Source organism: Bacillus sp. FS02, from assembly GCF_024398395.1.
Classification (GTDB): Bacteria; Bacillota; Bacilli; order Bacillales; family Bacillaceae; genus Bacillus; species Bacillus altitudinis.
Genome location: NZ_CP074101.1, coordinates 1,800,168 through 1,823,033, shown reverse-complemented (window position 1 = coordinate 1,823,033; position 22,866 = coordinate 1,800,168). Strand labels below are relative to the sequence as shown.

At 46.5% G+C, this 22,866-nt stretch carries 13 protein-coding genes, 9 tRNA genes and 5 rRNA genes; all 27 read left to right on the top strand.

The window, feature by feature from the left end; genetic code table 11:
• Nucleotides 1–146: 146 nt before the first annotated feature.
• The 27 genes from KFQ09_RS09260 to KFQ09_RS09130 all read left to right on the top strand — a co-directional run bounded on the left by KFQ09_RS09260 (nucleotide 147) and on the right by KFQ09_RS09130 (nucleotide 22,843).
• Nucleotides 147–923: a type III pantothenate kinase gene (locus tag KFQ09_RS09260; RefSeq protein WP_008341820.1), complete on the top strand. Its 777-nt coding sequence runs from the start codon at nucleotides 147–149 to the stop codon at nucleotides 921–923.
• A 15-nt stretch (nucleotides 924–938) separates the two neighbouring features.
• Entirely contained in the window at nucleotides 939–1,814 is an 876-nt protein-coding gene (gene hslO / locus KFQ09_RS09255) for an Hsp33 family molecular chaperone HslO (RefSeq protein WP_007496169.1), read from the top strand.
• A 52-nt stretch (nucleotides 1,815–1,866) separates the two neighbouring features.
• Nucleotides 1,867–2,769 carry a peptidyl-prolyl cis-trans isomerase gene (locus KFQ09_RS09250; RefSeq protein ID WP_025206605.1) on the top strand — a complete coding sequence of 301 codons (903 nt, stop codon included), beginning with the start codon at nucleotides 1,867–1,869 and terminating at the stop codon, nucleotides 2,767–2,769.
• Nucleotides 2,770–2,846: 77 nt separating this feature from the next.
• Complete coding sequence (gene cysK / locus KFQ09_RS09245; RefSeq protein ID WP_017359310.1) at nucleotides 2,847–3,770, top strand: cysteine synthase A; 924 nt, start codon at nucleotides 2,847–2,849, stop codon at nucleotides 3,768–3,770.
• 124 nt (nucleotides 3,771–3,894) lie between these two features.
• Nucleotides 3,895–5,313 (top strand): anthranilate synthase component I family protein, encoded by a 1,419-nt coding sequence (locus KFQ09_RS09240; protein WP_025206606.1) that lies wholly within the window; start codon nucleotides 3,895–3,897, stop codon nucleotides 5,311–5,313.
• Between the two features lie 13 nt (nucleotides 5,314–5,326).
• On the top strand, nucleotides 5,327–5,920 hold the full coding sequence (pabA, locus tag KFQ09_RS09235; protein WP_255836227.1) for an aminodeoxychorismate/anthranilate synthase component II: 594 nt from the start codon (nucleotides 5,327–5,329) through the stop codon (nucleotides 5,918–5,920).
• Complete coding sequence (gene pabC, locus KFQ09_RS09230; RefSeq protein ID WP_024719370.1) at nucleotides 5,917–6,765, top strand: aminodeoxychorismate lyase; 849 nt, start codon at nucleotides 5,917–5,919, stop codon at nucleotides 6,763–6,765. The genes pabA and pabC overlap by 4 nt, the downstream gene beginning before the upstream one ends.
• A gap of 9 nt (nucleotides 6,766–6,774) precedes the next feature.
• Entirely contained in the window at nucleotides 6,775–7,632 is an 858-nt protein-coding gene (folP, locus tag KFQ09_RS09225) for a dihydropteroate synthase (protein WP_255836226.1), read from the top strand.
• Nucleotides 7,625–7,987, top strand: coding sequence for a dihydroneopterin aldolase (gene folB, locus KFQ09_RS09220; protein ID WP_255836241.1), 363 nt, complete (start codon nucleotides 7,625–7,627; stop codon nucleotides 7,985–7,987). The genes folP and folB overlap by 8 nt, the downstream gene beginning before the upstream one ends.
• On the top strand, nucleotides 7,984–8,487 hold the full coding sequence (folK, locus tag KFQ09_RS09215) for a 2-amino-4-hydroxy-6-hydroxymethyldihydropteridine diphosphokinase (RefSeq protein ID WP_007496156.1): 504 nt from the start codon (nucleotides 7,984–7,986) through the stop codon (nucleotides 8,485–8,487). Before folB ends, folK begins: the two co-directional genes overlap by 4 nt.
• Entirely contained in the window at nucleotides 8,439–8,672 is a 234-nt protein-coding gene (locus KFQ09_RS09210) for a helix-turn-helix domain-containing protein (RefSeq protein WP_017366448.1), read from the top strand. Before folK ends, KFQ09_RS09210 begins: the two co-directional genes overlap by 49 nt.
• A complete protein-coding gene (dusB, locus tag KFQ09_RS09205; protein WP_129548029.1) occupies nucleotides 8,665–9,666 on the top strand; it encodes a tRNA dihydrouridine synthase DusB in 1,002 nt (333 codons plus the stop codon). Before KFQ09_RS09210 ends, dusB begins: the two co-directional genes overlap by 8 nt.
• A gap of 90 nt (nucleotides 9,667–9,756) precedes the next feature.
• Nucleotides 9,757–11,256, top strand: a complete 1,500-nt coding sequence (gene lysS, locus KFQ09_RS09200) for a lysine--tRNA ligase (RefSeq protein WP_025206611.1) — start codon at nucleotides 9,757–9,759, stop codon at nucleotides 11,254–11,256.
• Between the two features lie 342 nt (nucleotides 11,257–11,598).
• A 16S ribosomal RNA gene (locus KFQ09_RS09195) occupies nucleotides 11,599–13,147 on the top strand.
• Between the two features lie 182 nt (nucleotides 13,148–13,329).
• Nucleotides 13,330–16,260, top strand: a 23S ribosomal RNA gene (locus KFQ09_RS09190).
• A gap of 61 nt (nucleotides 16,261–16,321) precedes the next feature.
• A 5S ribosomal RNA gene (rrf, locus tag KFQ09_RS09185) occupies nucleotides 16,322–16,436 on the top strand.
• 782 nt (nucleotides 16,437–17,218) lie between these two features.
• A tRNA-Val gene (locus tag KFQ09_RS09180) sits at nucleotides 17,219–17,294 on the top strand.
• 33 nt (nucleotides 17,295–17,327) lie between these two features.
• Nucleotides 17,328–17,403 (top strand) — tRNA-Thr (locus KFQ09_RS09175).
• A gap of 37 nt (nucleotides 17,404–17,440) precedes the next feature.
• Nucleotides 17,441–17,516 (top strand) — tRNA-Lys (locus KFQ09_RS09170).
• 7 nt (nucleotides 17,517–17,523) lie between these two features.
• Nucleotides 17,524–17,605: transfer RNA gene (locus KFQ09_RS09165), tRNA-Leu, on the top strand.
• 30 nt (nucleotides 17,606–17,635) lie between these two features.
• Nucleotides 17,636–17,707, top strand: a tRNA-Gly gene (locus KFQ09_RS09160).
• 12 nt (nucleotides 17,708–17,719) lie between these two features.
• A tRNA-Leu gene (locus KFQ09_RS09155) sits at nucleotides 17,720–17,805 on the top strand.
• 11 nt (nucleotides 17,806–17,816) lie between these two features.
• Nucleotides 17,817–17,893 (top strand) — tRNA-Arg (locus tag KFQ09_RS09150).
• Between the two features lie 7 nt (nucleotides 17,894–17,900).
• A tRNA-Pro gene (locus tag KFQ09_RS09145) sits at nucleotides 17,901–17,977 on the top strand.
• Nucleotides 17,978–17,985: 8 nt separating this feature from the next.
• A tRNA-Ala gene (locus KFQ09_RS09140) sits at nucleotides 17,986–18,061 on the top strand.
• A gap of 125 nt (nucleotides 18,062–18,186) precedes the next feature.
• Nucleotides 18,187–19,734, top strand: a 16S ribosomal RNA gene (locus KFQ09_RS09135).
• Nucleotides 19,735–19,916: 182 nt separating this feature from the next.
• Nucleotides 19,917–22,843: ribosomal RNA gene (locus KFQ09_RS09130) — 23S ribosomal RNA — on the top strand.
• Together the 16S, 23S and 5S rRNA genes with 9 tRNA genes alongside form the textbook arrangement of a ribosomal RNA operon.
• The last annotated feature ends 23 nt before the right edge of the window (nucleotides 22,844–22,866 follow it).

The window sequence follows — 22,866 nt, the reverse complement described above, 5'->3', positions numbered from 1 at the left end:
CTGTCGGGCTCACCGGCAGCTTTTTTTATTTCGATTCATGAATGGATCGGTTTCGAATTGTTTACAAATGGAACTCAATTCGTGTATGGTATGATAGAAAGTCGAAAAATGCTCTTTTTGAGACACTATTCAAAGTGGTGATGAAGTTGTTACTCGTGATAGATGTAGGAAACACAAATACCGTTTTAGGTGTTTATCATAATGGCGATTTGAACTACCATTGGCGGATTGAAACAAGCCGTCATAAAACAGAAGATGAATTTGGTATGGCAATCCGATCCTTATTTGACTATGTAGGGCTGATGTTTGACCAGATAGAAGGAATTATCATTTCTTCTGTTGTCCCGCCAATGATGTTTGCTCTGGAAAGAATGTGCGAAAAGTATTTTCACATTACTCCTCAAATCGTTGGGCCTGGCATGAAGACTGGATTAAACATTATGTGTGACAATCCAAAGGAAGTCGGCGCTGATCGAATTGTGAACGCAGTGGCGGCCATTCACCTGTATGGGGCCCCTCTCATTGTGGTAGACTTTGGAACAGCCACAACCTACTGCTATATCAATGAACAAAAACAATACATGGGTGGCGCAATTGCACCGGGTATTACCATCTCAACAGAGGCTTTATATACAAGAGCGGCTAAGCTGCCAAGGATTGAAATTGTTCGTCCAGATCATATCGTAGGGAAAAACACGATCAGTGCGATGCAATCAGGTATCCTGTATGGATATGTTGGTCAAGTCGAGGGAATAGTGAAACGGATGAAGCAGCAAGCCAAACAAACACCGAAAGTCATTGCAACAGGCGGTTTGTCTACATTGATTGGAAATGAATCAGACTGTATTGATATTGTCGATCCGTTCCTCACATTAAAAGGACTCCAATTAATTTATGAACGTAATCGTGTCGGTGTATTATAGGAGGGTTTAATCAAAATGGATTATTTAGTTAAAGCGTTAGCATATGACGGGAAAGTCCGTGCGTATGCTGCGAACACAACAGATACAATCAACGAAGCGCAGAGAAGACACCATACGTGGCCAACTGCTTCAGCTGCAATCGGCAGAACCATGACAGCGACTGTCATGATGGGAGCCATGCTGAAAGGCGAGAATAAATTAACTGTCAAAATTGAAGGCGGTGGGCCGATCGGAGCCATCATTGCGGATGGAAACGCAAAAGGTCAGGTGCGCGGATATGTCTCAAACCCACAAGTTCACTTTGATTTAAATGAACATGGGAAGCTGGACGTTAGACGTGCTGTTGGAACATCTGGAACGTTAAGTGTTGTCAAAGATATCGGACTGAAAGATCACTTTACAGGGCAAACGGAAATTGTCTCAGGTGAAATTGGAGATGACTTTACTTATTACCTGGTCTCCTCTGAACAAGTGCCATCCTCTGTAGGTGTGGGTGTTCTTGTCAATCCAGACAACTCGATCCTTGCAGCAGGCGGTTTCATCATTCAATTGCTGCCTGGAACAGAAGATGCAGTCATCGAAAGACTCGAAAAGAGATTATCAACCATTGAACCGATCTCTAAACTGATTGAAAAAGGGATGACTCCTGAAGAAATTTTAGAAGAAGTGCTCGGTGAAAAACCTCAAATCTTAGAAACTGTACCTGTCGAATTTTCTTGTAACTGCTCAAAAGAACGGTTTGCCAACGGTATTATCAGCCTAGGGAAAGCCGAAATTGAGGATATGATTGAACAAGACGGACAAGCAGAAGCTCAATGCCATTTTTGTAACGAAACGTATGTATTTACAAAAGAAGAGCTAGAAGAGCTACGTGAAGAAATAACCCGCTAAGCTCTAAGCAGCGGGTTTTCTTTTTAGAATGGAAAGGAGACGAAAGATGAGACTGAAAGCAAGAGTGGTATGGACATTTATCCTTGTTCTGCTCATGATTAATGCCGTGGTCATTGCATATGTATTAACAAAGTCACAAATGTCGCAGGCTTCTTCAAATGGGAAGAGCGGTGAAGAAATTGCTTCTATTGGGAAAGAGAAAGTCACACGTCAAGAATGGTTAAAGAAAATGGAAGACCGCTACGGAAAGGCAACACTTGAACAAATGATTAATCAGAAGGTAGTCAATCAGCTTGCGAAAGAAAACAAGCTGGAGGTATCTTCAAAGGAGATCAATCGTGAGCTGCTGATGCTGAAAGCGGTATCTAATAATTTCTACGAAGACGGTCATACAAGTGAAAAGGAATGGAAAGAGCAGATTCGTTATCAAATTTTATTAGAACAGCTTCTAACGAGAGATGCGGTCGTTTCTGAAAAAGAAGCCAAATCCTTTTATGAAAAAAATAAAGACTTGTATCAATATGATGACTCATACCGAATTCGCCACATTGTTGTGAAAACAAAAGACGAGGCACAAAGTGTATTAAAAGATTTAAAGGGCGGATCTAGTTTCGAAGCTGTAGCAGCTGAGCGATCCACCGATCGATATACCTCTCCTTACGGCGGAGATCTTGGATTTGTCACAGAAGAGCAAGAAAGCATTCCAGCCCTATACATACAAGAAGCCCAAAAGCTTCAGCCAGATGAATGGACGAAAGAGCCGATCGAGATCAAAAATGGTTATGCCATCATACAATTAAAAGAAAAATTAAATGGCCGCTCTTTCTCTTATGAAGAAGTCAAAGATCAGATCAAAAGGCAGATCGCCATGGAAGATCTGGGTGAAAAGGCGAATGTCAAAACCCTGTGGAAAGAAGCAAAAGTCACATGGTTTTACGATGGAGAGCAGGACTAAAAGCATTGACAAAATTTTTCGAAATTGATAATTTAATATTAATACAATAAAATTACTCGGAGATAGAGGTGTTAGTGATGGCTCGTATTGCAAATTCAGTTTTTGAACTAATAGGAAATACACCAGTCGTTAAATTAAACCGTTTAGTAGATGAAGACAGTGCGGATGTCTACTTGAAACTTGAATATATGAATCCAGGCAGCAGTGTAAAAGATCGTATTGCGTTAGCGATGATCGAAGATGCTGAAGCAAAAGGTACATTAAAAGCTGGTGACACACTCATTGAGCCAACAAGCGGAAACACAGGAATCGGTCTTGCGATGGTCGCGGCTGCAAAAGGAATCAATGCGATTTTAGTTATGCCGGATACAATGAGTCAGGAGCGCCGCAACCTTTTACGCGCTTACGGTGCAGAGCTTGTCTTAACACCGGGTGCAGAAGGAATGAAAGGTGCCATCAAAAAAGCAGAAGAATTAGCGGAAGAGCACGGATACTTCATGCCTCAGCAGTTCAGCAATGAAGCCAACGCTGAGATTCACCGCCGCACAACAGGGAAAGAGATTCTTGAACAGTTTGACGGCGAACTTGATGCATTTATTGCAGGAGTTGGTACGGGTGGTACGATTACAGGTGCTGGTGAAGTCCTGAAAGAAGCCATTCCATCTATTCAGCTTTATGCGGTAGAACCAACAGATTCTCCTGTACTATCAGGCGGGAAACCAGGTCCGCATAAAATTCAAGGCATCGGAGCAGGGTTTGTTCCATCTATCTTGAACACAGAAGTATATGACGGCATTATCCAAGTGAAAAACGAAGATGCATTTGAACTTGCAAGAAAGGCAGCGAAAGAAGAAGGAATCCTTGGTGGTATATCTTCAGGAGCAGCCATTTATGCAGCGCTTCAAACAGCGAAGAAGCTTGGTAAAGGGAAAAAAGTTCTAGCGATTATTCCAAGTAACGGTGAACGTTACCTTAGTACGCCGCTTTATCAATTTGATTAAACAATACACCCCAGCATTTGCTGGGGTTTTTTCATGAATTCTGAAGATGGAAAGCAAATACTATTTTCTAATTAAAATGGATTGCATTACAATAAGATTAATGAAAATGAAAAAGGATGATAACATGACACAACGTAGGCCGATGGGCATCAAAATTCCTTTTACGAAAGATGCATTCTTGAAACGATACGAACAATTAACGGCTCATGAATCACATCACGTCCTTCTTGAAAGTGCACGTGGCGGAGAATACAGTATTGCCGGCATTCATCCGATCGCTAAAGCGAAAGGGAAGGACGGGATGACCACCATCCATTATCAGAATGAGGTGTTGTTCAAAGAGGGAGATCCTTTTAGGGCATTTGCTGATTGGTTTCAAACCCTACAAACCGAAACGAACGACGAATACCCTGACTTCCAAGGTGGAGCGATTGGATTTTTAAGCTATGATTACGCAAGATATATCGAGCATTTTAAAATGCTGTCCATCGATGATTTGAAGACGCCTGATTTGTATTTCCTCGTATTCAATGATGTCGCTGTCTTTGATCATAATAAAGACGTCCTCTGGCTGATGACTCATACAGAAGGAGACGAACCTGTCAGTGAAGTTCATCAAAGACTCGAAGAATTAAAGCAAAGCTGGACAAGCACATCAGAAGAGTCAGCACATTCATCTGTCAACGTGTCTTCTTCGGAATGTGTACCTGCTGCACCTTTTACTGAAGAAGCTTTCGGGGAAGCTGTAGAAACGATTAAACAATATATCGCGAACGGTGATGTGTTCCAAGTGAACCTATCCATTAGACAAGATGAACAGCTTCATACCCACCCATATCATTTATACAAAACATTACGTCACGTGAATCCATCTCCATATATGTCATATCTGCACACGCCAGATTTCCAAATTGTCTGTGGATCTCCAGAGCTGCTTATTAAGAAAAAAGGCATTCAGCTCGAAACAAGACCGATCGCTGGCACAAGATCAAGAGGCAAGGATGATGTGGAAGATCAAGCGCTGGCAAAAGAACTCATTGAAGATGAAAAAGAACGCGCAGAACATGTGATGCTCGTTGATCTTGAGCGGAATGATCTTGGACGAGTGTCTACTTATGGCTCAGTCAAGGTGAACGAGTTTATGGCCATTGAGAAATATTCACACGTGATGCACATTGTATCAAATGTCCAAGGGGAGCTGCGTGATGATTGTGATGCGGTAGATGTCATGAGAGCTGTATTCCCAGGCGGCACGATTACAGGTGCGCCAAAAGTGAGAACAATGGAAATCATAGAAGAACTTGAGCCAACAAGGCGTGGGCTTTATACTGGATCTATAGGCTGGTTTGGATTCAATCAAGATATGCATTTTAATATCGTCATTCGTACGGCTTATTGTACAGGGGGCAGAGCCTTCATGCAGTCAGGTGCAGGCATTGTCATCGATTCTGTACCAAAGCACGAATACAAAGAATCGATTAAAAAAGCCTATGCAGTGAAAAAAGCATTACAGTTGAGCAAAGAAGAGACTATTTTGAGTTAGAGGTGAGCAGAGTATGATATTAATGATTGATAATTACGATTCATTTACGTACAACCTGGTCCAGTATTTAGGTGAGCTTGGGGAAGAACTGATTGTAAAACGAAACGATCAAGTCACTATTCAAGAAATCGAAGAGCTCAAGCCAGACTTTCTGATGATTTCTCCAGGACCTTGCAGTCCGGATGAAGCAGGAATTAGTATGGAAGCGATCAAACATTTTGCTGGGAAGATTCCGATCTTCGGTGTCTGTTTAGGTCATCAATCCATTGCACAAGTATTTGGTGGAGATGTCATTCGTGCGGAGCGGTTAATGCATGGGAAAACATCAGAGATTGAACATGACGGCAAAGGTGTCTTCACGGGACTCCAAAATCCGCTCGTCGCAACGAGATATCATTCATTAATTGTTAAAGACGAGACGCTGCCGGAGTGCTTTGTCAGAACAGCGAGCACAAAAGAAGGCGAACTCATGGCCATTCGCCATAAAGAACTTCCGATTGAAAGTGTTCAATTCCATCCAGAATCGATTACGACGTCCTTCGGTAAGGAAATGCTCAGAAATTTCATTGAAACCTATCGTAAAAAGGGGAATGAAGTAAACGCATGATCATTTACCTGAACGGTCAGTATATAGAGGAGAAAGACGCGACTCTTTCTCCTTTTGATCATGGTTTTCTATATGGCATCGGTGTATTCGAAACATTTACCTCTCTAGCAGGACAAGTCTTCTTGTTAGACTGGCATCTTGAAAGGCTCAATCAATCATTGCGTGACCTTTGCATCGAATCCACAATAGAGAAACCATTTGTACTCGACATCATTCATACATTATTCAATCAAAACCAAATAACGGACGGTTATGCGAGGATCCGCTTCAATGTTTCTGCGGGCAGAGGCAATGGATTTTCTGCAGACCCTTATGAGGAGCCTGTTGTTTTTGTGATGATCTCCCCATTCCGGCCAGAATCAATAGTAGATGAAAAACAGGGAATCATTCTTGATACAAGAAGAAACACACCGGAAGGTCCAAGACGGCTCAAGTCGCATCATTACATGAACAACCTGCTGGCGAAAAGAGAAGTAGGGAACGATCCGTCTGTAGAAGGGATCTTTTTAACAAAAGAAGACGATGTGGCAGAAGGAATTACGTCAAATCTATTTTGGCGAAAAAAAGATGTGATCTATACACCTTCACTTGATACCGGCATTTTAAACGGGGTTACCCGTCGATATTGTATCGAAACGCTGCAAGCTTCGGGGATCCCACTAATAGAAGGAAGATATCCACTCTCGCACTTGCTCTCAGCTGATGAGGCGTGGATGACCAATTCGGTTCAGGGAATTGTGCCTTTTAAAAATATCGGAGACACCGTCCTGCAAAACCACAACCGAACGATTTCGACCAAGTTGAGAACAGAATATACAAAAGAACGTCTAGAACATAAAGAGTAGGTGGACACAATGACACAACAATTGATAAAACAGCCTAAAATCATACAAGCCAAGCACCATACCCTTAGTTATGAAGAAAAGACATTGGTCATGGGCATTTTAAATGTCACACCGGACTCTTTTTCAGATGGAGGAAAATTCAATCAAATGGATAAAGCGCTGGCTCATGCAGCGCAGCTCATAGAAGATGGGGCGCATATTATTGATATTGGCGGTGAATCGACTCGGCCGGGGGCGGCACTTGTCTCAGAGCAAGAGGAGCTTTCAAGGGTCATTCCTGTCATTGAGAAGATCACAAAAGAATTGGACATACCTATTTCTATTGATACGTATAAAGCCCCTGTCGCAGATGAGGCAGTGAAAGCAGGAGCCTCAATCATTAATGATGTATGGGGGGCGAAAGCTGATCCTCAAATGGCGCATGTGGCAGCGAAGCACAACGTGGCAATCATCTTAATGCACAATCGACCAGAGCGGAATTACACCCATCTGATTTCAGATATGATTGCAGATCTGAAAGAAAGTGTTCAAATTGTAAAACAAGCGGGTGTCCGTGATGACATGATTATATTAGACCCTGGTGTAGGATTTGCGAAAAATAAAACTGACAACCTCATGGTCATGAATGAACTTGAACATTTTTGCCACCTTGGGTATCCGCTGCTGCTAGCAACATCCCGCAAACGATTCATCGGTGCAGTTTTAGATCTGCCGCCTGAAGAACGTACTGAAGGAACGGGTGCGACGGTCTGTCTTGGGATTCAAAAGGGCAGCGCAATGGTCCGAGTGCACGATGTAAAAGAAATCGCAAGAATGGCAAAAATGATGGATGCCATGCTGAATAAAGGAGGCGCTTATCATCGATAAAGTATATGTAAACGGAATGGAATTTTACGGCTATCACGGTGTATTTACAGAAGAGAATAAACTAGGCCAGCGCTTTCGTGTGGACCTAACAGCTTCACTTGATTTAAGTAAGGCAGGACAAACGGATGACCTAAATGAGACCATCAACTATGCTGAACTCTACAACATCTGCAAAAATATTGTAGAAGGGAACCCAGTGAACCTCGTTGAAACGCTGACAGAAAGAATTGCAAACCAAGTGTTAAAGGACTTTCCGACAGTTCAAGAATGTACAGTAAAAGTAATCAAACCAGATCCGCCAATTCCAGGACACTATCAGTCCGTTGCTATTGAAATGACGAGATCACGCGCATGAACAATACAGCATATATCGCTTTAGGTTCAAACATAGGAAAAAAGGAAACCTACTTAAAAGAAGCTGTCAAAAAACTTCACGAACATCCAGGTGTTCAAGTTGAATCCATTTCATCTATATATGAGACAACACCTGTAGGCTACGAGAATCAGGATGACTTCTTGAACATGGCTGTGAAGATTTCCACCTCGCTTCGTCCTGAAGAACTTCTATCACTGACTCAGAACATTGAGCAGGAGTTGGGCAGAACAAGAGAAGTGAGGTGGGGTCCACGGACAGCTGACCTTGACATTTTACTTTATAATCGTGAAAATATTGAAACAGAACAACTTGTAGTGCCGCATCCTAGAATGTACGAACGTTTATTCGTTCTTGTTCCGATGAGTGAGATTTGCCCAGAAATCGGCGAAGCCCAGATAAACGCCGTAACAGACCAAGAAGGTGTAAGCATATGGAAAAAGACATGTGGGGTAGAAGAATTCGTGCATACCGAAAGCTAAAAGGGTATACTCAGGAAGGGTTCGCCAAAAGACTGGGCATCTCTGTCTCTGTCTTAGGGGAAATTGAGCGAGGCAATCGATTACCAACAAACCAAATGGTTGGTCAAATAGCAGATGCTTTAAATATAACGGTGGAAGAACTTTCACCAATACTTGAAGAGGAAAGGAGGGGACTAGATGTTTAAAGTCGGAGATATCGAAATTAAAAACAAAGTAGTGCTCGCACCAATGGCTGGTGTGTGTAACTCTGCTTTCAGACTCACGGTGAAAGAGTTTGGAGCGGGCTTAGTCTGCGCTGAAATGGTCAGTGACAAAGCGATCTTGATTAATAATGCCAGAACGATGGGCATGCTGTACATTGATGAACGTGAAAAACCGTTGAGCCTTCAGATATTTGGGGGAGAAAAGGATACGCTCGTAGAAGCGGCCAAGTTTGTAGACCAGAATACAACGGCGGACATTATTGATATTAATATGGGATGTCCTGTACCAAAGATCACGAAATGTGACGCAGGAGCGAAATGGCTGCTGGATCCTAACAAGATTTACGAAATGGTATCTGCAGTCGTAGAAGCTGTAGATAAACCTGTTACTGTGAAAATGAGAATTGGCTGGGACGAAGACCATATCTTCGCTATCGACAATGCCCGTGCTGTTGAACGAGCAGGTGGACAAGCGGTTGCGCTTCACGGACGGACACGAGTGCAGATGTACGAAGGAACAGCGAATTGGGATATTATAAAAGAGGTCAAACAATCTGTTTCCATTCCAGTCATCGGCAATGGAGATGTCAAAACCCCTCAGGATGCAAAACGTATGCTTGATGAAACGGGTGCAGATGCTGTCATGATCGGAAGAGCCGCACTAGGAAACCCGTGGATGATTTACCGGACGGTTCATTATTTAGAAACGGGTGAACTAAAAGAAGAGCCTAATGTGCGTGAGAAAATGTCTGTGTGCAAACTTCACTTAGACAGACTCATAGACCTGAAAGGCGAGCATGTGGCTGTCAGAGAAATGAGAAAACATGCAGCATGGTACTTAAAAGGTGTCCGAGGCAATGCAGATGTAAGAAACCAAATCAATCAAAGTGAAACGAGAGCGGAGCTTGTAAAAGTTCTAGATGACTTTACGATCGAAGCCGAGGCAAAAGAGCTTCAAAGAATAAAAGTAGGATAAGACTATCTTTCTTTTTGTAGCTCACTGCTAGTGCACGTACTGGCAGTTTTTCTGCTTTTCTCTGCAAAATACATTATTGGAGTGATATAAATGAGTAATGAAGGGCTTAATAACGAAGAATTAAATGATCAATTCCAAGTAAGACGTGACAAAATGAATAAAATGAGAGAAGAGGGTATCGATCCATTCGGTGAACGATATGACCGTTCTCATCAATCTGCACAAATTATTGCTGAATATGACGAGTTTTCAAAAGAAGACTTAGAAGAAAAAGCAGCTCAAGTAACAATTGCTGGCCGTATGATGACAAAGCGTGGAAAAGGGAAAGCTGGCTTTGCACACATTCAAGACTTAGAAGGACAAATTCAAATCTATGTACGTAAAGATAGTGTAGGAGAAGAAGCTTACGAATTATTCAAAAGCTCAGACCTAGGCGATATTATTGGTGTGACGGGAACCGTATTTAAAACGAATGTAGGAGAACTTTCAATTAAAGCGACTAGCTTTGAGGTTCTGACAAAAGCACTTCGCCCGCTCCCTGATAAATATCACGGACTAAAAGATGTAGAACAACGCTATCGTCAGCGTTACCTTGACTTGATTGTCAATCCAGAAAGTAAGCAGACGTTCATCATGCGAAGCAAAATCATTCAATCAATGAGAAGATACTTAGATTCAAAAGGATACCTAGAAGTTGAAACACCAACAATGCATAGCATCCCTGGTGGTGCATCAGCTCGTCCTTTCATTACTCATCACAATGCACTTGATATGCCGCTTTATATGCGTATTGCGATCGAGCTGCATTTAAAACGTCTAATTGTCGGTGGTCTAGAGAAAGTATACGAGATTGGTCGCGTATTCCGTAATGAAGGAGTCTCAACTCGTCATAACCCGGAATTTACTATGATTGAGCTGTATGAAGCATATGCAGACTATAAAGACATCATGAACCTAACGGAAAACTTGATTGCTCATATTGCCCAAGAGGTACTAGGAACAACAACGATTCAATATGGAGAAGATGAAATTGATCTAAAACCTGAATGGAAGAGACTCCATATGGTTGAAGCAGTCAAAGAAGCGACAGGTGTAGACTTCTGGCAAGAGATGTCTGTTGAAGAAGCAAAACAGCATGCGGCTGATCATGGTGTTGAAATCACGAAAAATATGACAGTAGGTCATATTATCAATGAGTTCTTCGAGCAAAAAGTAGAAGAAACATTGGTTCAGCCTACATTCATTTACGGACACCCAGTGGAGATTTCTCCATTAGCTAAGAAAAATCCTGAAGACCCTCGCTTTACTGATCGCTTTGAGCTGTTTATCGTACGCCGCGAGCATGCAAATGCATTCACAGAGCTAAACGATCCGATCGATCAAAGAGAACGCTTTGAAGCTCAATTAAAAGAACGTGAAGAAGGAAACGACGAAGCACATCTAATGGATGACGATTTTGTTGAAGCGTTAGAATACGGTATGCCTCCAACAGGTGGTCTAGGAATCGGAATCGACCGATTAATCATGCTTTTAACAAATTCTCCATCAATCAGAGATGTACTGCTTTTCCCACAAATGAGAAACCGTTAATACATCAACCAAAGCGCCATTTTATTTATGGCGCTTTTTATTTTTCATAAAATGAAAATTTTTTTAAAAAAACTATTGCAAGGAAAGAATCCAGATGGTATATTATTATTCGTTGCCGCAAAACAGCAACGAGGTTGAAAAAAGAAAATGAAAAAAGTTCTTGACTTCAACTGAAGCGAAATGTTAAGATATTAAAGTCGCTTACGAGCGATAACGAAAATGATCTTTGAAAACTAAACAAGACAAAACGTACCTGTTAATTCGAGTTTTTATAAAAAAATCCTATGATACATCATAGGTAGTCAGTCAAACTGGCGAAAAGCAAAACTTCGGTTTTGTACTTTTTCGGAGAGTTTGATCCTGGCTCAGGACGAACGCTGGCGGCGTGCCTAATACATGCAAGTCGAGCGGACAGAAGGGAGCTTGCTCCCGGATGTTAGCGGCGGACGGGTGAGTAACACGTGGGTAACCTGCCTGTAAGACTGGGATAACTCCGGGAAACCGGAGCTAATACCGGATAGTTCCTTGAACCGCATGGTTCAAGGATGAAAGACGGTTTCGGCTGTCACTTACAGATGGACCCGCGGCGCATTAGCTAGTTGGTGAGGTAACGGCTCACCAAGGCGACGATGCGTAGCCGACCTGAGAGGGTGATCGGCCACACTGGGACTGAGACACGGCCCAGACTCCTACGGGAGGCAGCAGTAGGGAATCTTCCGCAATGGACGAAAGTCTGACGGAGCAACGCCGCGTGAGTGATGAAGGTTTTCGGATCGTAAAGCTCTGTTGTTAGGGAAGAACAAGTGCAAGAGTAACTGCTTGCACCTTGACGGTACCTAACCAGAAAGCCACGGCTAACTACGTGCCAGCAGCCGCGGTAATACGTAGGTGGCAAGCGTTGTCCGGAATTATTGGGCGTAAAGGGCTCGCAGGCGGTTTCTTAAGTCTGATGTGAAAGCCCCCGGCTCAACCGGGGAGGGTCATTGGAAACTGGGAAACTTGAGTGCAGAAGAGGAGAGTGGAATTCCACGTGTAGCGGTGAAATGCGTAGAGATGTGGAGGAACACCAGTGGCGAAGGCGACTCTCTGGTCTGTAACTGACGCTGAGGAGCGAAAGCGTGGGGAGCGAACAGGATTAGATACCCTGGTAGTCCACGCCGTAAACGATGAGTGCTAAGTGTTAGGGGGTTTCCGCCCCTTAGTGCTGCAGCTAACGCATTAAGCACTCCGCCTGGGGAGTACGGTCGCAAGACTGAAACTCAAAGGAATTGACGGGGGCCCGCACAAGCGGTGGAGCATGTGGTTTAATTCGAAGCAACGCGAAGAACCTTACCAGGTCTTGACATCCTCTGACAACCCTAGAGATAGGGCTTTCCCTTCGGGGACAGAGTGACAGGTGGTGCATGGTTGTCGTCAGCTCGTGTCGTGAGATGTTGGGTTAAGTCCCGCAACGAGCGCAACCCTTGATCTTAGTTGCCAGCATTCAGTTGGGCACTCTAAGGTGACTGCCGGTGACAAACCGGAGGAAGGTGGGGATGACGTCAAATCATCATGCCCCTTATGACCTGGGCTACACACGTGCTACAATGGACAGAACAAAGGGCTGCGAGACCGCAAGGTTTAGCCAATCCCACAAATCTGTTCTCAGTTCGGATCGCAGTCTGCAACTCGACTGCGTGAAGCTGGAATCGCTAGTAATCGCGGATCAGCATGCCGCGGTGAATACGTTCCCGGGCCTTGTACACACCGCCCGTCACACCACGAGAGTTTGCAACACCCGAAGTCGGTGAGGTAACCTTTATGGAGCCAGCCGCCGAAGGTGGGGCAGATGATTGGGGTGAAGTCGTAACAAGGTAGCCGTATCGGAAGGTGCGGCTGGATCACCTCCTTTCTAAGGATATATGGAGCAGCGTACGTTTTTCGTCTTGTTTAGTTTTGAAGGATCATTCCTTCAAACATGTCTCTAGCGAGACAGGATTGTTCTTTGAAAACTAGATAACAATAAGTAATACATTCACATTGAATGCAATGCAAAGTTCATCACACATAGTGATTCTTTCTAAAGTAAGAAATGGTTAAGTTAGAAAGGGCGCACGGTGGATGCCTTGGCACTAGGAGCCGATGAAGGACGGGACGAACACCGATATGCTTCGGGGAGCTGTAAGCAAGCTTTGATCCGGAGATTTCCGAATGGGGAAACCCACTGCTCGTAATGGAGTAGTATCCATACTTGAATACATAGAGTATGAGAAGGCATACCCGGGGAACTGAAACATCTAAGTACCCGGAGGAAGAGAAAGCAAATGCGATTCCCTGAGTAGCGGCGAGCGAAACGGGAACAGCCCAAACCAAGAGGCTTGCCTCTTGGGGTTGTAGGACACTCTATACGGAGTTACAAAGGAACGATATAAGCGAAGAGGTCTGGAAAGGCCCGCCAAAGAAGGTAACAGCCCTGTAACTGAAATGTTGTTCTCTCCAGAGTGGATCCTGAGTACGGCGGAACACGTGAAATTCCGTCGGAATCCGGGAGGACCATCTCCCAAGGCTAAATACTCCCTAGTGACCGATAGTGAACCAGTACCGTGAGGGAAAGGTGAAAAGCACCCCGGAAGGGGAGTGAAATAGATCCTGAAACCGTGTGCCTACAAGTAGTCAGAGCCCGTTAACGGGTGATGGCGTGCCTTTTGTAGAATGAACCGGCGAGTTACGATCCCGTGCAAGGTTAAGCAGAAGATGCGGAGCCGCAGCGAAAGCGAGTCTGAATAGGGCGCATGAGTACGTGGTCGTAGACCCGAAACCAGGTGATCTACCCATGTCCAGGGTGAAGTTCAGGTAACACTGAATGGAGGCCCGAACCCACGCACGTTGAAAAGTGCGGGGATGAGGTGTGGGTAGGGGTGAAATGCCAATCGAACCTGGAGATAGCTGGTTCTCTCCGAAATAGCTTTAGGGCTAGCCTCAAGGTAAGAGTCTCGGAGGTAGAGCACTGATTGGACTAGGGGCCCCTACCGGGTTACCGAATTCAGTCAAACTCCGAATGCCGATGACTTATCCTTGGGAGTCAGACTGCGAGTGATAAGATCCGTAGTCGAAAGGGAAACAGCCCAGACCGCCAGCTAAGGTCCCAAAGTATACGTTAAGTGGAAAAGGATGTGGAGTTGCTTAGACAACCAGGATGTTGGCTTAGAAGCAGCCACCATTTAAAGAGTGCGTAATAGCTCACTGGTCGAGTGACTCTGCGCCGAAAATGTACCGGGGCTAAACGTATCACCGAAGCTGCGGACTGTTCTTACGAACAGTGGTAGGAGAGCGTTCTAAGTGCAGTGAAGTCAGACCGGAAGGACTGGTGGAGCGCTTAGAAGTGAGAATGCCGGTATGAGTAGCGAAAGACGGGTGAGAATCCCGTCCACCGAATGCCTAAGGTTTCCTGAGGAAGGCTCGTCCGCTCAGGGTTAGTCGGGACCTAAGCCGAGGCCGAAAGGCGTAGGCGATGGACAACAGGTTGATATTCCTGTACCACCTCCTCACCATTTGAGCAATGGGGGGACGCAGGAGGATAGGGTAAGCGCGGTATTGGATATCCGCGTCCAAGCAGTTAGGCTGGGAAATAGGCAAATCCGTTTCCCGTGAAGGCTGAGCTGTGATGGCGAGCGAAATTTAGTAGCGAAGTTCCTGATTCCACACTGCCAAGAAAAGCCTCTAGCGAGGTGAGAGGTGCCCGTACCGCAAACCGACACAGGTAGGCGAGGAGAGAATCCTAAGGTGATCGAGAGAACTCTCGTTAAGGAACTCGGCAAAATGACCCCGTAACTTCGGGAGAAGGGGTGCTTCTTAGGGTGTTAAAGCCCCGAGAAGCCGCAGTGAATAGGCCCAGGCGACTGTTTAGCAAAAACACAGGTCTCTGCGAAGCCGTAAGGCGAAGTATAGGGGCTGACGCCTGCCCGGTGCTGGAAGGTTAAGAGGAGCGCTTAGCGTAAGCGAAGGTGCGAATTGAAGCCCCAGTAAACGGCGGCCGTAACTATAACGGTCCTAAGGTAGCGAAATTCCTTGTCGGGTAAGTTCCGACCCGCACGAAAGGCGCAACGATCTGGGCACTGTCTCAACGAGAGACTCGGTGAAATTATAGTACCTGTGAAGATGCAGGTTACCCGCGACAGGACGGAAAGACCCCGTGGAGCTTTACTGCAGCCTGATATTGAATGTTGGTATAGCTTGTACAGGATAGGTAGGAGCCTTGGAAACCGGAGCGCTAGCTTCGGTGGAGGCATCGGTGGGATACTACCCTGGCTGTATTGACCTTCTAACCCGCTGCCCTTATCGGGCAGGGAGACAGTGTCAGGTGGGCAGTTTGACTGGGGCGGTCGCCTCCTAAAATGTAACGGAGGCGCCCAAAGGTTCCCTCAGAATGGTTGGAAATCATTCGCAGAGTGTAAAGGCACAAGGGAGCTTGACTGCGAGACCTACAAGTCGAGCAGGGACGAAAGTCGGGCTTAGTGATCCGGTGGTTCCGCATGGAAGGGCCATCGCTCAACGGATAAAAGCTACCCCGGGGATAACAGGCTTATCTCCCCCAAGAGTCCACATCGACGGGGAGGTTTGGCACCTCGATGTCGGCTCATCGCATCCTGGGGCTGTAGTCGGTCCCAAGGGTTGGGCTGTTCGCCCATTAAAGCGGTACGCGAGCTGGGTTCAGAACGTCGTGAGACAGTTCGGTCCCTATCCGTCGCGGGCGCAGGAAATTTGAGAGGAGCTGTCCTTAGTACGAGAGGACCGGGATGGACGCACCGCTGGTGTACCAGTTGTTCTGCCAAGGGCATCGCTGGGTAGCTATGTGCGGACGGGATAAGTGCTGAAAGCATCTAAGCATGAAGCCCCCCTCAAGATGAGATTTCCCATTCCGCAAGGAAGTAAGATCCCTGAAAGATGATCAGGTTGATAGGTCTGAGGTGGAAGCGTGGTGACACGTGGAGCTGACAGATACTAATAGATCGAGGACTTAACCTATATTCTAATGTGAAAAATGAACATTGTTATCTAGTTTTGAGAGAACATTCTCTCCATCAGGTTTGGTGGCGATAGCGAAGAGGTCACACCCGTTCCCATACCGAACACGGAAGTTAAGCTCTTCAGCGCCGATGGTAGTTGGGGTTTCCCCCTGTGAGAGTAGGACGCCGCCAAGCTTTTCAAAGGATCAGTTCCAATCGGAACTGGTCTTTTTTGTGTTTTAATAAATGATATATCTATCTATATTGAAAATAGTGGTCTTTCACTACATTCTCAATAACTCATTCATTTCATCCCCTTCACTGGAATTCTAGACATTCTATAAAATTCTTATCATCCAATCTCGTCGCTCGCTCATCTTGCTAAGAGTCAACATCGAAAGAGCAAACATGTCTAAAAAGGATCTTCTCCTCTGGCAACCATATGTAGCGAACTGCGCTTGCTGCTAGATCATTGAAACCTACATAAGAGAGCAAAGGGCATCTTGGTTTGCTAATGAGAGAGGGGAGGAAGATTTGAGTTAAGCACCACAATGTTTGATGAGGTAAGGGAACACTGAGACGAATTTTTGGAAAATGACCAGGATCAATTTAATATAAAGCAAATATACAAAATGGTTTCTCGGAAAAATAAAATAATAAAAAAATTCGTTTCTATATGCACGTTATCTGAGGATTTAAGGAATAAAACAAACATTTTTCAGCTTTAAAAGAGCTGTTTTTACATTGAAAAAGCGCTATTAATGCCCTTTTTAACAAAAAAACATAAAAAAATGAAAAAAAGACTTTTAAAATGAAGAGACAAGTGGTAAACTTCTTTAGGTGCCTTAACGAAAAGATGTGAAAAAATAGCTTTAAAATAAATTCAAAAATTATTTTAAAAAAGTCTTTACAAACAATATCTTATCGTTATATAATACTATTTGTCAGATCGAGAGACATTCGAAACGACATAATATGGAGGATTAGCTCAGCTGGGAGAGCATCTGCCTTACAAGCAGAGGGTCGGCGGTTCGAGCCCGTCATCCTCCACCATATTTATTCTTACATAATGTTAGGATAGATAAAGCCGGTGTAGCTCAACTGGTAGAGCAACTGACTTGTAATCAGTAGGTTGGGGGTTCAAGTCCTCTTGCCGGCACCACTTTCATATGGTAAGATAGACAAGTCGCTTTAAAAGCGAGCCATTAGCTCAGTTGGTAGAGCATCTGACTTTTAATCAGAGGGTCGAAGGTTCGAGTCCTTCATGGCTCACCATTTTTATGCGGGTGTGGCGGAATTGGCAGACGCGCTAGACTTAGGATCTAGTGTCTTTATGACGTGGGGTTCAAGTCCCTTCACCCGCATTGCCAAACAACATAAAGAAATCCTGTAATGCGGAAGTAGTTCAGTGGTAGAACACCACCTTGCCAAGGTGGGGGTCGCGGGTTCGAATCCCGTCTTCCGCTTATACCATCCACGCCGGGGTGGTGGAATTGGCAGACACACAGGACTTAAAATCCTGCGGTAGGTGACTACCGTGCCGGTTCAAGTCCGGCCCTCGGCATTATAAAATAAGCGCCCGTAGCTCAATTGGATAGAGCGTTTGACTACGGATCAAAAGGTTAGGGGTTCGACTCCTCTCGGGCGCGCCATTAAGATCGGGAAGTAGCTCAGCTTGGTAGAGCACTTGGTTTGGGACCAAGGGGTCGCAGGTTCGAATCCTGTCTTCCCGACCATCTTTTATGGGGCCTTAGCTCAGCTGGGAGAGCGCCTGCCTTGCACGCAGGAGGTCAGCGGTTCGATCCCGCTAGGCTCCACCAATATGATCTTTGAAAACTAAACAAGACAAAACGTACCTGTTAATTCGAGTTTTTATAAAAAAATCCTATGATACATCATAGGTAGTCAGTCAAACTGGCGAAAAGCAAAACTTCGGTTTTGTACTTTTTCGGAGAGTTTGATCCTGGCTCAGGACGAACGCTGGCGGCGTGCCTAATACATGCAAGTCGAGCGGACAGAAGGGAGCTTGCTCCCGGATGTTAGCGGCGGACGGGTGAGTAACACGTGGGTAACCTGCCTGTAAGACTGGGATAACTCCGGGAAACCGGAGCTAATACCGGATAGTTCCTTGAACCGCATGGTTCAAGGATGAAAGACGGTTTCGGCTGTCACTTACAGATGGACCCGCGGCGCATTAGCTAGTTGGTGAGGTAACGGCTCACCAAGGCGACGATGCGTAGCCGACCTGAGAGGGTGATCGGCCACACTGGGACTGAGACACGGCCCAGACTCCTACGGGAGGCAGCAGTAGGGAATCTTCCGCAATGGACGAAAGTCTGACGGAGCAACGCCGCGTGAGTGATGAAGGTTTTCGGATCGTAAAGCTCTGTTGTTAGGGAAGAACAAGTGCAAGAGTAACTGCTTGCACCTTGACGGTACCTAACCAGAAAGCCACGGCTAACTACGTGCCAGCAGCCGCGGTAATACGTAGGTGGCAAGCGTTGTCCGGAATTATTGGGCGTAAAGGGCTCGCAGGCGGTTTCTTAAGTCTGATGTGAAAGCCCCGGCTCAACCGGGGAGGGTCATTGGAAACTGGGAAACTTGAGTGCAGAAGAGGAGAGTGGAATTCCACGTGTAGCGGTGAAATGCGTAGAGATGTGGAGGAACACCAGTGGCGAAGGCGACTCTCTGGTCTGTAACTGACGCTGAGGAGCGAAAGCGTGGGGAGCGAACAGGATTAGATACCCTGGTAGTCCACGCCGTAAACGATGAGTGCTAAGTGTTAGGGGGTTTCCGCCCCTTAGTGCTGCAGCTAACGCATTAAGCACTCCGCCTGGGGAGTACGGTCGCAAGACTGAAACTCAAAGGAATTGACGGGGGCCCGCACAAGCGGTGGAGCATGTGGTTTAATTCGAAGCAACGCGAAGAACCTTACCAGGTCTTGACATCCTCTGACAACCCTAGAGATAGGGCTTTCCCTTCGGGGACAGAGTGACAGGTGGTGCATGGTTGTCGTCAGCTCGTGTCGTGAGATGTTGGGTTAAGTCCCGCAACGAGCGCAACCCTTGATCTTAGTTGCCAGCATTCAGTTGGGCACTCTAAGGTGACTGCCGGTGACAAACCGGAGGAAGGTGGGGATGACGTCAAATCATCATGCCCCTTATGACCTGGGCTACACACGTGCTACAATGGACAGAACAAAGGGCTGCGAGACCGCAAGGTTTAGCCAATCCCACAAATCTGTTCTCAGTTCGGATCGCAGTCTGCAACTCGACTGCGTGAAGCTGGAATCGCTAGTAATCGCGGATCAGCATGCCGCGGTGAATACGTTCCCGGGCCTTGTACACACCGCCCGTCACACCACGAGAGTTTGCAACACCCGAAGTCGGTGAGGTAACCTTTATGGAGCCAGCCGCCGAAGGTGGGGCAGATGATTGGGGTGAAGTCGTAACAAGGTAGCCGTATCGGAAGGTGCGGCTGGATCACCTCCTTTCTAAGGATATATGGAGCAGCGTACGTTTTTCGTCTTGTTTAGTTTTGAAGGATCATTCCTTCAAACATGTCTCTAGCGAGACAGGATTGTTCTTTGAAAACTAGATAACAATAAGTAATACATTCACATTGAATGCAATGCAAAGTTCATCACACATAGTGATTCTTTCTAAAGTAAGAAATGGTTAAGTTAGAAAGGGCGCACGGTGGATGCCTTGGCACTAGGAGCCGATGAAGGACGGACGAACACCGATATGCTTCGGGGAGCTGTAAGCAAGCTTTGATCCGGAGATTTCCGAATGGGGAAACCCACTGCTCGTAATGGAGTAGTATCCATACTTGAATACATAGAGTATGAGAAGGCATACCCGGGGAACTGAAACATCTAAGTACCCGGAGGAAGAGAAAGCAAATGCGATTCCCTGAGTAGCGGCGAGCGAAACGGGAACAGCCCAAACCAAGAGGCTTGCCTCTTGGGGTTGTAGGACACTCTATACGGAGTTACAAAGGAACGATATAAGCGAAGAGGTCTGGAAAGGCCCGCCAAAGAAGGTAACAGCCCTGTAACTGAAATGTTGTTCTCTCCAGAGTGGATCCTGAGTACGGCGGAACACGTGAAATTCCGTCGGAATCCGGGAGGACCATCTCCCAAGGCTAAATACTCCCTAGTGACCGATAGTGAACCAGTACCGTGAGGGAAAGGTGAAAAGCACCCGGAAGGGGAGTGAAATAGATCCTGAAACCGTGTGCCTACAAGTAGTCAGAGCCCGTTAACGGGTGATGGCGTGCCTTTTGTAGAATGAACCGGCGAGTTACGATCCCGTGCAAGGTTAAGCAGAAGATGCGGAGCCGCAGCGAAAGCGAGTCTGAATAGGGCGCATGAGTACGTGGTCGTAGACCCGAAACCAGGTGATCTACCCATGTCCAGGGTGAAGTTCAGGTAACACTGAATGGAGGCCCGAACCCACGCACGTTGAAAAGTGCGGGGATGAGGTGTGGGTAGGGGTGAAATGCCAATCGAACCTGGAGATAGCTGGTTCTCTCCGAAATAGCTTTAGGGCTAGCCTCAAGGTAAGAGTCTCGGAGGTAGAGCACTGATTGGACTAGGGGCCCCTACCGGGTTACCGAATTCAGTCAAACTCCGAATGCCGATGACTTATCCTTGGGAGTCAGACTGCGAGTGATAAGATCCGTAGTCGAAAGGGAAACAGCCCAGACCGCCAGCTAAGGTCCCAAAGTATACGTTAAGTGGAAAAGGATGTGGAGTTGCTTAGACAACCAGGATGTTGGCTTAGAAGCAGCCACCATTTAAAGAGTGCGTAATAGCTCACTGGTCGAGTGACTCTGCGCCGAAAATGTACCGGGGCTAAACGTATCACCGAAGCTGCGGACTGTTCTTACGAACAGTGGTAGGAGAGCGTTCTAAGTGCAGTGAAGTCAGACCGGAAGGACTGGTGGAGCGCTTAGAAGTGAGAATGCCGGTATGAGTAGCGAAAGACGGGTGAGAATCCCGTCCACCGAATGCCTAAGGTTTCCTGAGGAAGGCTCGTCCGCTCAGGGTTAGTCGGGACCTAAGCCGAGGCCGAAAGGCGTAGGCGATGGACAACAGGTTGATATTCCTGTACCACCTCCTCACCATTTGAGCAATGGGGGGACGCAGGAGGATAGGGTAAGCGCGGTATTGGATATCCGCGTCCAAGCAGTTAGGCTGGGAAATAGGCAAATCCGTTTCCCGTGAAGGCTGAGCTGTGATGGCGAGCGAAATTTAGTAGCGAAGTTCCTGATTCCACACTGCCAAGAAAAGCCTCTAGCGAGGTGAGAGGTGCCCGTACCGCAAACCGACACAGGTAGGCGAGGAGAGAATCCTAAGGTGATCGAGAGAACTCTCGTTAAGGAACTCGGCAAAATGACCCCGTAACTTCGGGAGAAGGGGTGCTTCTTAGGGTGTTAAAGCCCCGAGAAGCCGCAGTGAATAGGCCCAGGCGACTGTTTAGCAAAAACACAGGTCTCTGCGAAGCCGTAAGGCGAAGTATAGGGGCTGACGCCTGCCCGGTGCTGGAAGGTTAAGAGGAGCGCTTAGCGTAAGCGAAGGTGCGAATTGAAGCCCCAGTAAACGGCGGCCGTAACTATAACGGTCCTAAGGTAGCGAAATTCCTTGTCGGGTAAGTTCCGACCCGCACGAAAGGCGCAACGATCTGGGCACTGTCTCAACGAGAGACTCGGTGAAATTATAGTACCTGTGAAGATGCAGGTTACCCGCGACAGGACGGAAAGACCCCGTGGAGCTTTACTGCAGCCTGATATTGAATGTTGGTATAGCTTGTACAGGATAGGTAGGAGCCTTGGAAACCGGAGCGCTAGCTTCGGTGGAGGCATCGGTGGGATACTACCCTGGCTGTATTGACCTTCTAACCCGCTGCCCTTATCGGGCAGGGAGACAGTGTCAGGTGGGCAGTTTGACTGGGGCGGTCGCCTCCTAAAATGTAACGGAGGCGCCCAAAGGTTCCCTCAGAATGGTTGGAAATCATTCGCAGAGTGTAAAGGCACAAGGGAGCTTGACTGCGAGACCTACAAGTCGAGCAGGGACGAAAGTCGGGCTTAGTGATCCGGTGGTTCCGCATGGAAGGGCCATCGCTCAACGGATAAAAGCTACCCCGGGGATAACAGGCTTATCTCCCCCAAGAGTCCACATCGACGGGAGGTTTGGCACCTCGATGTCGGCTCATCGCATCCTGGGGCTGTAGTCGGTCCCAAGGGTTGGGCTGTTCGCCCATTAAAGCGGTACGCGAGCTGGGTTCAGAACGTCGTGAGACAGTTCGGTCCCTATCCGTCGCGGGCGCAGGAAATTTGAGAGGAGCTGTCCTTAGTACGAGAGGACCGGGATGGACGCACCGCTGGTGTACCAGTTGTTCTGCCAAGGGCATCGCTGGGTAGCTATGTGCGGACGGGATAAGTGCTGAAAGCATCTAAGCATGAAGCCCCCTCAAGATGAGATTTCCCATTCCGCAAGGAAGTAAGATCCCTGAAAGATGATCAGGTTGATAGGTCTGAGGTGGAAGCGTGGTGACACGTGGAGCTGACAGATACTAATAGATCGAGGACTTAACCTATATTCTAATGTGAAAAATGAACA

Coding starts and splice junctions, on each gene's coding strand:
- hslO (WP_007496169.1), top strand. CDS start 939: ATGGATTATTTAGTTAAAGCGTTAGCATATGACGGGAAAGTCCGTGCG.
- cysK (WP_017359310.1), top strand. CDS start 2,847: ATGGCTCGTATTGCAAATTCAGTTTTTGAACTAATAGGAAATACACCA.
- KFQ09_RS09240 (WP_025206606.1), top strand. CDS start 3,895: ATGACACAACGTAGGCCGATGGGCATCAAAATTCCTTTTACGAAAGAT.
- pabA (WP_255836227.1), top strand. CDS start 5,327: ATGATATTAATGATTGATAATTACGATTCATTTACGTACAACCTGGTC.
- pabC (WP_024719370.1), top strand. CDS start 5,917: ATGATCATTTACCTGAACGGTCAGTATATAGAGGAGAAAGACGCGACT.
- folP (WP_255836226.1), top strand. CDS start 6,775: ATGACACAACAATTGATAAAACAGCCTAAAATCATACAAGCCAAGCAC.
- folK (WP_007496156.1), top strand. CDS start 7,984: ATGAACAATACAGCATATATCGCTTTAGGTTCAAACATAGGAAAAAAG.
- KFQ09_RS09210 (WP_017366448.1), top strand. CDS start 8,439: ATGGAAAAAGACATGTGGGGTAGAAGAATTCGTGCATACCGAAAGCTA.
- dusB (WP_129548029.1), top strand. CDS start 8,665: ATGTTTAAAGTCGGAGATATCGAAATTAAAAACAAAGTAGTGCTCGCA.
- lysS (WP_025206611.1), top strand. CDS start 9,757: ATGAGTAATGAAGGGCTTAATAACGAAGAATTAAATGATCAATTCCAA.